The organism is Bacillus sp. P4_E1 (assembly GCF_056401715.1).
Genome location: NZ_JBFUIV010000012.1, coordinates 170,064 through 183,253, shown reverse-complemented (window position 1 = coordinate 183,253; position 13,190 = coordinate 170,064). Strand labels below are relative to the sequence as shown.

Here is a 13,190-nt window from a genome sequence, read left to right as displayed (position 1 = left end):
CTTCTAGTCCTTTGATTCCTTCAGCTTCAAAGTGTTTCACCCAACGACTTACAACCGAGTGATGAATACCTAATTCTTTCGCAATGGTTTTATAGCTCATGCCTTCTTTTAAGTATAAATCTATAGCTTGTTTCTTAAATTCTACATCGTAAGTGACTCTAATTTTTCCCATGAAAAAATCCCCTCCATAGTAAACAGGTTAATGTGCTTTCTTTTTCCTGTCTACTATAAGGGGATCATATCAATCTGAAGGAGCTTTCTTTAAGATAGAAAATGATTTGCGGTAACATAAAAGAGACCACCGTTTATAATTTGTATTGTAATGCGTGGTTCGTATTGTTCTTGTAATGCTTGCTTTTCAATTTCATAGCTTTCTGGAAGTTCATCGCTATCTTCGTAAAATCGATTTAAAAGGTCTAAATCGTGATTCCAACGCACTCTCGCTTCTTTTGCCCACGTGTGGTCATCTTCAGCGATTATACTTTTTAAAGCATCCTCTATACGTTGTAAGCCACTTTGTGGCTTAATGATAGGTGAGAGGGTAAAACAAAAGTCAGGTATTTTCGGTGTGAGTTTGATCTCTGCTAAAGTGTCATGAAAGTTTGCAATCATTGTCCCGGAAATAAGATGAATACCGATGGAATGAAGTATGTCTTTTTTTCGGTCGCATTGATAAGATACTTTTATATTTACACCAAGCCAAGGATGAAGGGGAGTATGAGTTGCCCCGCTATGTTTCACTTCCTCATATAAACGTATGTATGAACCTAGTTCTTTTGTTGTTTCAAATATTTGATGCAAACGGGGTGAACCGTAATGAATAAGTTCACCGTCGTTTTCTTCGTTTTCCGGATTTGTAATAAGAGTAAGGCGCATCGGGTTCGGAACGCCTCCTGTTTTTTCAAGATAGTGCCAATAGAAAGGGCGGTTCATTAATAATTTATCCATTTCAATTGTTAACTGCACGTCTAATAGGTGAGGGGAACGTTCTAAAATTTCGCAGTTATTCGCCTCAAAAAAGTTATATAAGTAATTATGAATTTCATTTTGCTGCATAGTCCTGCACCTCTGCTTCATTGCGCTTCGCAAAATCGATAATAGATGTTAAATTTTCCATCTTGATTCGAATTTCACCTTCGCTTTTTGACTGCGCGAAAATTTCTTGAATATGCGCATCAATATTTTTCATGTTGATTCTCGTTAAAATTTCATCGAGTTCACCGATTACACGTTCAAATAAATTAATTTTTTCATATAGTAGTTTTAAAATGTGCTCTTCAACAGTGTGCTTTGTTGCTAAGTTATAAATGTGAACATCATTTTTTTGTCCAAGACGGTGAATACGTCCAATCCTTTGCTCGAGTCGCATTGGATTCCACGGTAAGTCGTAATTAATCATATGGCTACAAAATTGTAAGTTAATTCCTTCACCACCAGCTTCGGTCGCAATTAATACTTGGGCATGATTTTGGAAAAGCTCCTTCATCCAATCTTTCTTCCCGCGCTTAAATCCACCGCGAAATGGAACAGAGGAAATGCCATGTTGTTGTAAGAACCATTGTAAATACATTTGTGAAGCTCTATATTCAGTGAAGATAATGACTTTATCGTCAACTTCTTTTATAAGCTCTAGTGCTTTATTTGCTTTGGAGTTGAACGGAATATGATTAATTTTGTCCATCAGCACATCAATATGTGGGTCCTTTATGTAGTGCTCATTTTCTTTCTGTCTTTTTTCTACATGTTTTTTTAATGAATAGTAAACAGCTTCACGACTACTACATGCTTCCCGTTTTAAAGTTAAGGATGAGAAAGCAGATGTGACGGCATCTTGTCCACGCCAATTTTCAATTTCATTATACAAAGCTTGTTCTTCTTCATTGAATTCAACGAAGATTGTTCGTACATGCCTCTTCGGCCAATCAATGCCAGTGTTATTGCGTCTATTTCGAACCATTACTTTATTGATAAGAGCTTTTAAATCTTCATCGGATTCAGTGGAACGATTTTTGGAAGCGTAATATTCTTCAAAATTAGATTGATTGCCTAAATGACCTGGTTTTAATAAAGAAACGAGGTTGAAGATTTCATCGATTTTATTTTGAACAGGAGTTGCAGTTAGTAATAAACAAAACTTCTTTTTTAATCGCTGTGCAAATTCATAGTTTTTTGTTTTATTATTTTTTAGTTTATGTGCTTCATCGATAATAATAAGGTCATACTCTAGGTTTAAAACGATATCGCGATGCGGTGAACGTTTCGCAGTATCGATTGATGAAACGATGACATCAGCTTGTTCCCAAGAATAACTTTTCTTTTGAGCGACCGCAGGAATAAAAAATTTTGTGTTTAGTTCATACGCCCACTGAGATACGAGAGAAGCTGGAACGAGAATGAGTACCTTTTTTACAAGTCCTCGAACCATATATTCTTTTAAAATAAGTCCAGCTTCAATCGTTTTTCCAAGTCCGACTTCGTCTGCTAGAATCGCTTTACCATTCATTTGTTCAATGACATTTTGAGCGACCTCTAATTGATGTGGAAGCGGCGTGAAATGTGATAAATGTTTCGGTGCTTGCAATCCATCAAAAGTAGGGACGAGTAACGATTTCTCTGTTTTATAAGCTAAATGATATAAATCCCAATTTGTCCAAGGACCATCTTCATCAATTCTTTTTAAAAAATTGTTTTGCCACGTTCGATCTACGGAAATATCGACATTCATTAAGACTCTCCCACCTTTTATAAACTAAAGTGATTATTTAAAAAATCTTTATTATAAGCCTCGTAATAAGGCGCTATCACAATTACTAAAAGTTAAAGAATAGGCAATGATAAAGGGCTAAATTTCAAAATTTGTATTTAATAAGATTAAGAATGAAAAATTCTAAATTATTTTTTATGCTAGAATATTGATGAAATATAGCGAATAATGTTAGGATAATGGTGTGAAATGTGTGGAATCTTTCGTATTTTATCCAAGAAAGTAACTTTTTATTTACGCTTTCATAAAAAAATATACTGAGATTCCGTATAACCTTATCTTTTCAGAATGAAAATGTTTAGATATGGGAAGCAACTTTTATTGATTTGTCAGAGCATAAGGGGGAAAGAGCATGATTACATTACAACGTACACCGTTATTTGATGTATACGCGAAGTATGGTGGGAAAACAGTCGACTTCGGTGGTTGGGAATTACCAGTTCAATTTTCAAGCATTAAAGAGGAACATGAAGCTGTACGTACAGGAGCAGGTTTGTTCGATGTATCTCATATGGGAGAAGTAGAGGTAAAAGGTGTAGATAGTTTAGCATTTTTACAACGTGTTGTTACAAATGACGTATCTACCTTAAAGGTAGGGGGCGCACAATATACAGCTATGTGCTATGAAAATGGTGGCACAGTAGATGATTTATTAATCTACAAACGTGGTGAAGAAGACTATTTATTAGTAATCAATGCATCAAATATCGAGAAAGATTACGAATGGTTAGCTAGCCATGTAATTGGCGATGCGAAAGTAGTCAATGTTTCTAGTGAAGTTGCGCAGCTTGCAATTCAAGGACCAAAAGCAGAAGGCATTTTACAAAAAGTTGTGTCAGAAGATTTGAAAGAAATTAAGTTCTTTAAATTTAAAAATAATATTCTTGTAGATGGAATTCCTGCACTTGTATCTCGTACAGGTTACACAGGTGAAGATGGATTCGAAATTTACTGTAAGAGTGAAGATGCAGCAAAACTTTGGGAGAAACTTCTTGAAGTGGGAGCAGAAGAGGGCTTAAAACCATGTGGCTTAGGTGCTCGTGATACACTTCGCTTCGAAGCAACACTTCCGTTATACGGACAAGAGTTATCAAAAGATATTACACCGATTGAAGCGGGAATTGGCTTTGCGGTAAAACCAAATAAAGAAGCAGATTTCTTTGGAAAAGAAACGTTAAAAGAGCAAAAAGAAAACGGTGCATCTCGTAAATTAGTCGGCATCGAAGTAATCGAACGCGGTATTCCTCGTACGCATTACCCTGTATTTATAGGAGAAGAAAAAATCGGGGAAGTAACGAGTGGTACACAATCTCCAACGTTAAAGAAAAGCATTGGTTTAGCACTAATTGATGTAAAATACGCAGCAGTTGATACAGAAGTAGAAATTGAAATTCGTAATAAACGCGTCAAAGCAGTAGTTGTTCCAACACCATTTTATAAACGTTCAAAGTAACGGGGAGAGGGGTAGATTTCATGTTGCATCGTTATCTTCCAATGACAGAAGAAGACAAAAAAGAAATGTTACAAACAATCGGCGTTCAAACGATTGATGAGTTATTCTCTGATATTCCAGAGAGTGTTCGTTTTAAAGGGGATTTAAAAATTAAAGAAGCAAAATCAGAGCCAGAGCTTTTAAAAGAGCTATCTCAAATGGCTAGCAAAAATGCGAACTTAAAAGAATATGCTTCTTTCTTAGGAGCAGGTGTATACGATCATTACGCTCCAGTAATTGTTGATCATGTTATTTCTCGTTCAGAGTTTTATACAGCTTACACACCATACCAACCAGAAATTTCACAAGGGGAATTACAAGCAATTTTTGAATTCCAAACAATGATTTGTGAATTAACAGGAATGGATGTAGCAAACTCTTCTATGTATGACGGAGGTACAGCTTTAGCTGAAGCGGCAATGCTAGCAGCTGGTCATACTCGTAAAAAGAAAATTCTTGTTTCAGCGGCAGTTCATCCAGAATCAAGAGCGGTACTTGAAACATATGCAAAAGGTCAAAATCTTGAAGTTGTTGAAATTGATCATAAAAACGGTGTAACAGATTTAGAAGTATTACAAAGTGAAGTAGATGATACAGTTGCTTGTGTAATCGTTCAATATCCAAACTTCTTCGGACAAGTGGAAAAGTTAGCTGATATCGAAAAAATCGTTCATCAACAAAAATCATTATTTATCGTTTCTTCAAATCCATTATCATTAGGCGCATTAACACCGCCAGGAAAATTCGGTGCTGATGTTGTAATCGGTGATGCACAACCATTCGGTATCCCAACGCAGTTTGGTGGACCGCACTGTGGTTACTTTGCAACAACGAAAGCATTTATGCGTAAAATTCCAGGACGTCTTGTCGGACAAACTGTAGATTCAGATGGTAAACGTGGATTTGTATTAACGTTACAAGCACGTGAACAGCATATTCGTCGTGATAAAGCGACGTCTAACATTTGTTCAAACCAAGCGTTAAATGCATTAGCAGCTTCTGTTGCAATGACGGCACTTGGCAAACAAGGTGTAAAAGAAATGGCACGTCAAAACATTTCTAAAGCACAATATGCAAAACGTCAATTTGAAGCGAAAGGTTTCACAGTAACGTTCGCTGGACCATTCTTTAATGAATTTGTTGTAGATTGTAAACGTCCAGTTAAAGAAATAAATGATGTATTAATACAAAAGAATATTATCGGTGGTTACGACCTAGGCCGTGATTATAAAGAGCATGAAGACCATATGCTTGTAGCGGTAACAGAGCTTCGTACAAAAGAGGAAATTGACACACTTGTAAACGAAATGGGGGCTATCCAATGAAGAACCAAGACCAAGCACTTATTTTTGAAGTGACTAAAGAAGGACGCGTAGGATATAGCTTACCCAAATTAGATGTAGAAGAAGTAAAATTAGAAGATGTGTTTGAGAGTGATTATATTCGAGTAGAAGATGCAGAGCTTCCAGAAGTATCTGAACTTGATATTATGCGCCATTACACAGCGCTTTCAAACCGTAACCACGGTGTGGATTCTGGATTCTATCCACTTGGGTCTTGTACGATGAAATATAATCCGAAAATTAATGAAAACGTAGCTCGTTTCGCAGGCTTTGCAAATATTCATCCACTTCAAGATGAAAAAACAGTGCAAGGTGCAATGGAATTAATGTATGACTTACAAGAACATTTAATTGAAATTACAGGTATGGATACTGTTACGTTACAACCAGCAGCTGGTGCACACGGAGAATGGACAGGATTAATGTTGATTCGTGCATATCATGAAGCGAACGGTGACTTTAACCGTACGAAAGTAATTGTTCCTGACTCTGCTCACGGAACAAACCCGGCGTCTGCAACAGTAGCTGGTTTTGAAACAATTACGGTGAAATCAAATGAACATGGTCTTGTTGACTTAGATGATTTAAAACGTGTTGTAAACGAAGAAACAGCAGCACTTATGTTAACAAATCCAAATACATTAGGCCTATTCGAAGAAAATATTTTAGAAATGGCAGAAATCGTCCATAACGCAGGCGGTAAATTATACTATGATGGTGCAAACTTAAATGCGGTATTAAGCCAAGCACGCCCAGGAGATATGGGATTTGACGTTGTGCATTTAAACCTTCATAAAACATTTACAGGCCCGCATGGCGGCGGTGGTCCAGGTTCTGGTCCAGTAGGTGTGAAAGCTGATTTAATTCCGTACTTACCAAAGCCGATTTTAGAGAAAACGGAAAATGGCTATCACTTTAACTATGATCGTCCAGAAGCAATTGGGCGAGTGAAACCATTCTATGGTAACTTCGGAATTAACGTTCGTGCATACACATATATTCGTTCTATGGGCCCAGATGGCTTGCGTGCAGTAACTGAGTATGCTGTATTAAATGCGAACTATATGATGAGAAGATTAGCACCATTCTATGATCTTCCGTTCGATAGACATTGCAAGCATGAATTCGTATTGTCAGGTCGTCGTCAAAAGAAACTTGGTGTACGTACATTAGATATTGCAAAACGTCTGCTTGATTTCGGTTACCATCCACCAACAATTTACTTCCCATTAAATGTGGAAGAATGTATTATGATTGAGCCAACAGAAACAGAATCAAAAGAAACATTAGATGGTTTCATTGATAAGATGATTCAAATTGCTAAAGAGGTAGAAGAAAATCCAGAAGTTGTACAAGAAGCACCACATACAACAGTAATAAAACGTTTAGATGAAACATTGGCTGCTCGTAAACCAGTTTTACGTTATGAAAAGCTAGCACCTGTACAAGTGTGATTGGAAAAAAAAAGAACTCGCTACATGCGGGTTCTTTTTTTTTGCAAAATTGGTGTGGCTAGAATGAAAAAATGTTGAAAATTTATATTTTTTGTTTCATATTGCTGTAAAAATGCGGTTTTATAGGTGATTTTGTTGAAAAAGTCGGTTTGATAAAAGTATTTATTTTTGTTAGAATTTTATTGAAATTAAGAAGATGTGATGAGGTAGAAATTACTCATTTTTATGTATATGTGAAAAAACGAGCAAGACGGGGGTGGAAGCGTGGGATATCGATGTTATAGAATGGTATACCATTTAGAAAATGGAGAAACAATTAAAGATGTAAAAGAATTTTGTTACCGAGACCAAGGGAAAGTGTTAGAAAGAGTAGCGCACCGTGTAATGGATAATAGAGAAGTGACAGCGATTGATAAACAAGGAACAATCATTTCAATAGCGTGTGAGGACATTGTAAAGGTAGAACTTGATTACATAACAGAAAGTTAACCTTGAGTCATATCGAATTATTCGATACAATATACTGTTGAATGGTGAAGAGAGAAGAGAGGAGTTTATCATGGGTAATACACGACACTTTTATATGTTTATTTTAGCGTTTGTTCTTGTTGTGGCGTTAACGATTTATTTAATTGTTGATAGCAGCTGGTACAATACAGTTCATCCAGCATTCCTTCTTTTTATGTATGTAGGAATTGCGGTTGTTAGTTTCGGAATGAGAGACGAAATGTTAGATCGCTTTGAAAAGTGATACATATACGAAAGACCAACAGGAAAATGTTGGTCTTTTTTTCTTGTCAAAAATAGGATGGTGTGTATATACTGTATATATAAGGTATACACAGTATATACACAAACTGGAGGAAAACATGAATATTATTATTTCGAATTCTTCCCAAGACCCTATTTATGTGCAAATAAGAAAACAATTAAGCCAGCTTATTTTAAATGGTGGTTTAAAGGGTGGAGACCAATTACCGTCTATTCGTAGCTTAGCGAAGGAATTACAAGTTAGTGTAATTACAACGAAGCGTGCGTACGAGGAGCTTGAAAAAGAAGGATATATAGAAACTGTTGCTGGGAAGGGGACTTATGTTTCACGTAAAAATAATGAACTACTAAAAGAACAGCGGCTACGTCTATTGGAAAGTAAAGCGGAAGAGATTGTGAATGAAAGTAAAGCGTTGCAGCTTTCACTTGAAGATTTACAGCAGATGATTGCGTGTTTATATGAGGGGGAATAAGGGATGTTAGAGCTAAAAAACGTTTGTAAAAGTTATCAAGATTTTGCAGTGAAAAATGTAAGTTTTACATTACCACGAGGATATATTATGGGATTTATCGGACCGAATGGAGCTGGGAAAAGTACGACGATCAAAATGATTATGAATTTAATCAGAAAAGAGAGCGGTGATATAAAAATTTTTGGTAAGGACAATAAGAAAGCCGAAAAGGAAATAAAACAAAATATCGGTTTTGTATATGATGAAAATCATTATTACGAAGATTTAACGTGTGAGCAAATGAAACGGATTATTGCACCGTTATATAAAAAGTGGGACGAAAAGCAGTATCAATCGTATATGCAGAGATTACAAGTTCCAAAGTCTAAAAAAATTAAAGAGTTATCCAAAGGGATGAAAATGAAATTTGCGATTGCAATCGCACTTTCACACCATGCGGAATTCATTATTATGGATGAACCAACAGCAGGATTGGATCCAGTTGTTCGAAGTGAATTACTTGATATTTTGCAAGAAATTGTAATGGAGGATGAAGTATCCGTATTATTCTCAACGCACATTACAACTGACTTAGAACGCATCGCAGATTATATTACGTTCATTAATGACGGAGAAATAATATTTACTGGTGAGAAAGATGAATTAATGGAAAACTACGTAATCGTAAAGGGAAGTAATGATTTATTAGATCAAGAAGGAAAAGAGCTATTTGTTGGATTACGAAAAAATAAGTTTGGTTTCGAAGGTTTAGCGAAGGATAAACAAGCAATTATCGATTGGTTTGGAAATGAGGTTGTAATAGAAAAGCCTACATTAGATGATATTATCGTTTACACCGCGAAAGGGAGAGGTGCTTATGCGTCAGCTCATATATAAAGATTTGTTCTTTTTTCGGGTAACTTGGTTAGTGAATCTTATTGTGCCCCTTGTGTTATTTATGTTAGATCCAAGTGGTGAATTGTTAGTTCCGATGAGTTGTCTATTTATAACTCTTTCCTCCGTTATGACGTTAATCTTTATGGATGAAAGGAATAAAAGTGACATTATTATAAATAGTTTACCGGTAAGTCGAAAGGATATCATTATTGCTAGATATATTTCCAGTGCAATATTCATTGTAGGTGGCATGATCTCTACTATGCTAGTTGTTTTTCTTATAAGAGGTATTGTGGTCATTGGTGATATCGGTGCATATCATCCTAATCTATACATTGAAATTCCATGGTATGAAGTAATAAATGGAGCTGTTTACGCCGTATTTTTTGTTGTAACATTCTTTCCTAGTTATTATGTTACAAGGTCAAAGATAGCACGAAGTATAGTGTCAGGAGCATCAATGGTAGTTGGTGGAATTGCTTGGATATTCATAGGAGATGGATTGGATGAAACAACACCTTCATTCATTGAGTGGATTATGAATCCAGTGCATATCGGTGTATTTATAGTTGGAGGAATTATATTAGCTAGTGTCTATATCGCTTCTATGTTTCTTACAATTAAAATTTATGGAGCACGTGATTTGTAGAGAGGGGAATTCATATGCAACAGTTGATTTTGAAGGAGTTTTTCTTACATAAGAAGATGTTTCCTTTATATTTTTTAATACCTATTTTCTCTGTTTTTAGGAATCCCGTCCAACCAATGGGGATTGCAATAGGATTATTTATAACATGTAGTACGATTATATATATTTCTTTTTATTATGACGAGAAAAGTAAAGCAGAAAAAGTATTAGTGAGTTTGCCTATAACGAGAAAGGAGATAGTTATAGCTAAATATATTTCAAGCTCATTATTTATTATGGCTGGTTTGAGTACAACTTTTATAGTCGTAATATTAGGAAATATTTTATTGAACAGAGACATAGCTATTCCTGGATATGCAATATTTTCGGCAATAGTAGCTACTTTGATCTATTGTGTTGTAACGATACCTGCTAATTACGTTGGAGGATATAAAGCTATTACTGTCTTGAATGTGATTATGATTTTTCCTTTAATGGGTATGATTGGCCTTATGTGCAATATTTTTGGTGATGAAATAATTATGTTAAAAGTACTCCACTCTCAAGAGGCTACACTAGCAATGAGTGTTCTTGGTATCGGAGTGTTAGTAAGTATAGTCATATCAATGTTTCTCTCAATGAAAATGTTTCAGGAGGCAGAGTTATAGAAGAGGCTCTTTTCATACTAGGAGGTGTAAAACATGATCAAGCAATTAATTTTAAAAGATTTCATCATTCAATGGAAATTTTTAATTTGGTACATACTCTATCCTATTCTCTTTTATATGGCTTTAACAGATACGGAAAATCTATTCATAATTATGTCAGTAATTATTACAATTGGGGCAACAGTAAAAACATTTGAAGTAGATAGTAAAAATGAGAGTGAAGTTATAGTAAATAGTTTACCAATATTGAGAAAACAAATTGTATTTGCGAAATATATAGTAGCAATTATTATTCTTTTTATAAGCGTAACGGTCGGTTGTTTCACGATGGGAATGAAGAATGGGGTTAACCTATTTGAATTTATTGAAACGACAATGGTTGCTAGTATTAGCTTTATTTTAGTGTATTTAAGTTTTGTTTTACCAATATCGTTTTGGTTAGCATATAAAAAAGCTATTTTTATTACGATTTTTATACTAATAGCACCGACAGCAATTGGTACTATGTTCTTTGAAATCAACCTGGAACAAATTCAACTATACAACAGCGTGTTATTCGTTAGTTCAATTTGCATGTTCATAGTATCTATCTTCGTTTCAGTGAAATTGTATGAGAAGAGAGAATTTTAAAAGGTGCCTCGTAAAAGGCACCTTCTTCAATAACGGCAATACGAGAGCAAAAGTTTATAAACAGAAAGGCTATTAGGCACATCTTTCGGAGTATGTAATATAAAGCTGAAAACGATAACGAAAATGAGAAAGAGGAAAAATAAAAATAGGATCTGCTTATGTATAGAATTTTGCATATAACCCACTCCTTTTTTAGGTAGTATGTCCAAAAGAAAGGAGTGTATGAAAAATTTTAGGGGGGAGAATGATGAACAAAAGAAAATGGTTATATAGAATAGGGGTATTTTGATTTTCAATTGGTCTCATATTAGCAAATTTTTACTCAGATATCCCATCACCATTTCCTAATTTGCATAAAGGGATTGGTATAAGTATTGTCATAGCTGGTCTCCTTTGTCTTATCGCATCAAATTTCTACAGAAAGTCTGAATGAATATAAAAAAGGACAGTTACTCTTTTTCAGAAGTACTGTCCTTTTTAAATAATTCATTCCATAGTTTGGCGATACTCCATATAATGACGATTGCAATGGAGGCAATAATTGACCAAGCAATAGATGCAATTTCAAGTGCCATGCTAGGAAGGAATGTAAGAATGGATACTACTTTATGAAACAACCATTCTATTATATGAAAACTGATTTGTAATAGAATGACAATTCCAAGTGTAATCCATGCTAACATTTGTTTTCCTTTTTCTTTCCACATGACATTCACCTCACGTTAGCCTAATAATTTTAAGCCAACAGCGCCGCACAGAATGCAGCTTAAGAAGGCAAGGCGACGCCAATCCGCTGACTCGCGGAAAATAAGAATACCGAGAAGTGCACTTCCGGCAGTTCCGATTCCAGTCCAAATTGCGTAAGCAGTTCCCATCGGTAATGTGTTCATTGCAAGAGATAAGAAGAAGAAGCTTACGCCAAAGTTAGCGATTAAAATAACTTTTGGTGCCCAGCCTTTCTTTTCAGTGGCTACTTTCATAAAGAGTACACCAACAATTTCACAAATACCAGCTAGAATTAAAAATACCCAAGCCATTTTATGCGGCCTCCTTCGCTTCTTTTTCTTCTGTTACTCGTTTTAAACCAATTACTCCGAAGAAGATTAAACCGATTAATAATACTTTTACGATAGAGAAAGGTTCTCCGAAGATGAAAATCTCTGTAAGAACGATTCCACCAGCTCCAATTCCTGTAAAGACTGCGTATACAGTGCCGACAGGTAAATCTTTATATGCTCTAAATAATAAGACGAAACTAATTGTAATTAATAGAGCAACACCAGCCCACTCAAGTGGTGCCTCCGCTTTTTTAAGTCCAATAACCCAAAAGATTTCAATAATACCAGCTATGATTACATAAATCCATGCCATATGTCATTTCTCCTTCCTACCAGTCGTTAGGTAAAGGGCTTAAAAACGACGCATTGCAAAGGAGCAATCCGTCAGTTTGAAAGGCCGCGCCAAAATACTTTCCAAGAAGCTTCTAAACGTGTCTCAAAACGATTTAAACCTGCGTATAGTAGTTCAACCATAAGGCCGTCAAGTAAGCATAAAAAAGCCTCCAAAGCATCTTTTACTTCAATGTTATGCAGTTCGTCTTGTTCGCTTGCTCTTTTAAACACAGGGAATAAAAGTTTTCCGACATTTTCAATGTGTACATTCGCTTTATCAATAATTTGTTCGCGAAAAGCATCCGGCGGAAAATAAGAAGTTCGTAACCAAAACATTGATTCTTCACTTTCACCAAATCGTTTTGCATAACCTTTTAACAGATTTACTAGCAATTCTTCAGTAGACGATTTTGAAAAATTTTCGATATCGTCAGTGAAGCTTTGTAAATCTTTTTGAAGAGCGGATTCTAAGCATGTAAAATATAGCTCTTCTTTTCCTTTAAAGTGTGCGTAAATCGATGGTTTTTTAATCCCAACTTCTTGAGCAATATTTGCTAATGAAGTTCCTTCGTAGCCGTAGCGTGCGAAATGAGAAAGTGCTACAGCTTTAATGCGGTTTGCTGTCATTTTCATCCCCTACCTACCGTTCGTTAGGTTCATTATATGAGATAAAAAATATAAAGTCAATAGGTGAAGAACT

At 35.5% G+C, this 13,190-nt stretch carries 17 protein-coding genes and 1 pseudogene; 11 read left to right on the top strand and 7 right to left on the bottom strand.

What is annotated here, in order from left to right:
* The 3 genes from AC1DS7_RS18350 to AC1DS7_RS18340 all read right to left on the bottom strand — a co-directional run.
* The coding region (locus tag AC1DS7_RS18350) for a transposase (protein WP_476999148.1) at window positions 1–172 on the bottom strand (172 nt) is incomplete at its 3' end.
* Window positions 173–261: 89 nt separating this feature from the next.
* A complete protein-coding gene (locus AC1DS7_RS18345) occupies window positions 262–1,056 on the bottom strand; it encodes a YqhG family protein (protein ID WP_002088611.1) in 795 nt (264 codons plus the stop codon).
* Window positions 1,043–2,725, bottom strand: a complete 1,683-nt coding sequence (locus tag AC1DS7_RS18340) for a DEAD/DEAH box helicase (RefSeq protein ID WP_002015016.1) — start codon at window positions 2,723–2,725, stop codon at window positions 1,043–1,045. The genes AC1DS7_RS18345 and AC1DS7_RS18340 overlap by 14 nt, the downstream gene beginning before the upstream one ends.
* 391 nt (window positions 2,726–3,116) lie before the next feature.
* Here AC1DS7_RS18340 and gcvT point away from each other — a divergent pair, with 391 nt between their 5' ends.
* From gcvT to AC1DS7_RS18285, 11 genes and pseudogenes are all read left to right on the top strand, one after another.
* Window positions 3,117–4,217: a glycine cleavage system aminomethyltransferase GcvT gene (gene gcvT / locus AC1DS7_RS18335; RefSeq protein WP_002034013.1), complete on the top strand. Its 1,101-nt coding sequence runs from the start codon at window positions 3,117–3,119 to the stop codon at window positions 4,215–4,217.
* A gap of 20 nt (window positions 4,218–4,237) precedes the next feature.
* Window positions 4,238–5,581, top strand: a complete 1,344-nt coding sequence (gene gcvPA, locus AC1DS7_RS18330; protein WP_002143124.1) for an aminomethyl-transferring glycine dehydrogenase subunit 1 — start codon at window positions 4,238–4,240, stop codon at window positions 5,579–5,581.
* Window positions 5,578–7,053 (top strand): aminomethyl-transferring glycine dehydrogenase subunit 2, encoded by a 1,476-nt coding sequence (gcvPB, locus tag AC1DS7_RS18325; RefSeq protein WP_002122485.1) that lies wholly within the window; start codon window positions 5,578–5,580, stop codon window positions 7,051–7,053. The genes gcvPA and gcvPB overlap by 4 nt, the downstream gene beginning before the upstream one ends.
* Window positions 7,054–7,338: 285 nt before the next feature.
* On the top strand, window positions 7,339–7,542 hold the full coding sequence (locus AC1DS7_RS18320; RefSeq protein ID WP_000262495.1) for a DUF3929 family protein: 204 nt from the start codon (window positions 7,339–7,341) through the stop codon (window positions 7,540–7,542).
* 70 nt (window positions 7,543–7,612) lie between these two features.
* The gene (locus AC1DS7_RS18315; RefSeq protein ID WP_002088608.1) at window positions 7,613–7,804 is read left to right on the top strand and encodes a hypothetical protein; all 192 of its coding nucleotides are present in this window, start codon (window positions 7,613–7,615) and stop codon (window positions 7,802–7,804) included.
* Window positions 7,805–7,922: 118 nt separating this feature from the next.
* Entirely contained in the window at window positions 7,923–8,297 is a 375-nt protein-coding gene (locus AC1DS7_RS18310; RefSeq protein ID WP_001021361.1) for a GntR family transcriptional regulator, read from the top strand.
* Between the two features lie 3 nt (window positions 8,298–8,300).
* Window positions 8,301–9,173: an ABC transporter ATP-binding protein gene (locus tag AC1DS7_RS18305; protein WP_215588495.1), complete on the top strand. Its 873-nt coding sequence runs from the start codon at window positions 8,301–8,303 to the stop codon at window positions 9,171–9,173.
* Window positions 9,154–9,822 (top strand): ABC-2 transporter permease, encoded by a 669-nt coding sequence (locus AC1DS7_RS18300; protein ID WP_088040144.1) that lies wholly within the window; start codon window positions 9,154–9,156, stop codon window positions 9,820–9,822. Before AC1DS7_RS18305 ends, AC1DS7_RS18300 begins: the two co-directional genes overlap by 20 nt.
* 14 nt (window positions 9,823–9,836) lie before the next feature.
* Complete coding sequence (locus tag AC1DS7_RS18295; RefSeq protein ID WP_016100622.1) at window positions 9,837–10,469, top strand: ABC-2 transporter permease; 633 nt, start codon at window positions 9,837–9,839, stop codon at window positions 10,467–10,469.
* A 33-nt stretch (window positions 10,470–10,502) separates the two neighbouring features.
* Window positions 10,503–11,099: an ABC-2 transporter permease gene (locus AC1DS7_RS18290; RefSeq protein ID WP_133059859.1), complete on the top strand. Its 597-nt coding sequence runs from the start codon at window positions 10,503–10,505 to the stop codon at window positions 11,097–11,099.
* Between the two features lie 244 nt (window positions 11,100–11,343).
* Window positions 11,344–11,532: pseudogene (locus AC1DS7_RS18285) on the top strand (hypothetical protein).
* Between the two features lie 16 nt (window positions 11,533–11,548).
* Here AC1DS7_RS18285 and AC1DS7_RS18280 read toward each other — a convergent pair.
* From AC1DS7_RS18280 to AC1DS7_RS18265, 4 genes are all read right to left on the bottom strand, one after another.
* Complete coding sequence (locus AC1DS7_RS18280) at window positions 11,549–11,806, bottom strand: DUF3975 family protein (RefSeq protein WP_215588494.1); 258 nt, start codon at window positions 11,804–11,806, stop codon at window positions 11,549–11,551.
* 15 nt (window positions 11,807–11,821) lie between these two features.
* Window positions 11,822–12,136: a DMT family transporter gene (locus AC1DS7_RS18275; protein WP_002015033.1), complete on the bottom strand. Its 315-nt coding sequence runs from the start codon at window positions 12,134–12,136 to the stop codon at window positions 11,822–11,824.
* Window position 12,137: 1 nt separating this feature from the next.
* Window positions 12,138–12,470, bottom strand: coding sequence for a DMT family transporter (locus AC1DS7_RS18270; protein WP_000312339.1), 333 nt, complete (start codon window positions 12,468–12,470; stop codon window positions 12,138–12,140).
* Window positions 12,471–12,541: 71 nt separating this feature from the next.
* Window positions 12,542–13,123 (bottom strand): TetR/AcrR family transcriptional regulator, encoded by a 582-nt coding sequence (locus AC1DS7_RS18265; protein ID WP_002034003.1) that lies wholly within the window; start codon window positions 13,121–13,123, stop codon window positions 12,542–12,544.
* Between the last annotated feature and the right edge of the window lie 67 nt (window positions 13,124–13,190).

Bases quoted from the DNA above. Each gene is read 5' to 3' on its own strand.
- gcvPB (WP_002122485.1), top strand. From the start codon at position 5,578: ATGAAGAACCAAGACCAAGCACTTATTTTTGAAGTGACTAAAGAAGGA.
- AC1DS7_RS18270 (WP_000312339.1), bottom strand. From the start codon at position 12,470: ATGGCATGGATTTATGTAATCATAGCTGGTATTATTGAAATCTTTTGG.
- AC1DS7_RS18320 (WP_000262495.1), top strand. From the start codon at position 7,339: ATGGTATACCATTTAGAAAATGGAGAAACAATTAAAGATGTAAAAGAA.
- AC1DS7_RS18290 (WP_133059859.1), top strand. From the start codon at position 10,503: ATGATCAAGCAATTAATTTTAAAAGATTTCATCATTCAATGGAAATTT.
- AC1DS7_RS18295 (WP_016100622.1), top strand. From the start codon at position 9,837: ATGCAACAGTTGATTTTGAAGGAGTTTTTCTTACATAAGAAGATGTTT.
- gcvPA (WP_002143124.1), top strand. From the start codon at position 4,238: ATGTTGCATCGTTATCTTCCAATGACAGAAGAAGACAAAAAAGAAATG.
- AC1DS7_RS18265 (WP_002034003.1), bottom strand. From the start codon at position 13,123: ATGAAAATGACAGCAAACCGCATTAAAGCTGTAGCACTTTCTCATTTC.
- AC1DS7_RS18315 (WP_002088608.1), top strand. From the start codon at position 7,613: ATGGGTAATACACGACACTTTTATATGTTTATTTTAGCGTTTGTTCTT.
- AC1DS7_RS18275 (WP_002015033.1), bottom strand. From the start codon at position 12,136: ATGGCTTGGGTATTTTTAATTCTAGCTGGTATTTGTGAAATTGTTGGT.
- AC1DS7_RS18340 (WP_002015016.1), bottom strand. From the start codon at position 2,725: ATGAATGTCGATATTTCCGTAGATCGAACGTGGCAAAACAATTTTTTA.
- AC1DS7_RS18345 (WP_002088611.1), bottom strand. From the start codon at position 1,056: ATGCAGCAAAATGAAATTCATAATTACTTATATAACTTTTTTGAGGCG.
- AC1DS7_RS18305 (WP_215588495.1), top strand. From the start codon at position 8,301: ATGTTAGAGCTAAAAAACGTTTGTAAAAGTTATCAAGATTTTGCAGTG.
- gcvT (WP_002034013.1), top strand. From the start codon at position 3,117: ATGATTACATTACAACGTACACCGTTATTTGATGTATACGCGAAGTAT.
- AC1DS7_RS18300 (WP_088040144.1), top strand. From the start codon at position 9,154: ATGCGTCAGCTCATATATAAAGATTTGTTCTTTTTTCGGGTAACTTGG.
- AC1DS7_RS18280 (WP_215588494.1), bottom strand. From the start codon at position 11,806: ATGTGGAAAGAAAAAGGAAAACAAATGTTAGCATGGATTACACTTGGA.
- AC1DS7_RS18310 (WP_001021361.1), top strand. From the start codon at position 7,923: ATGAATATTATTATTTCGAATTCTTCCCAAGACCCTATTTATGTGCAA.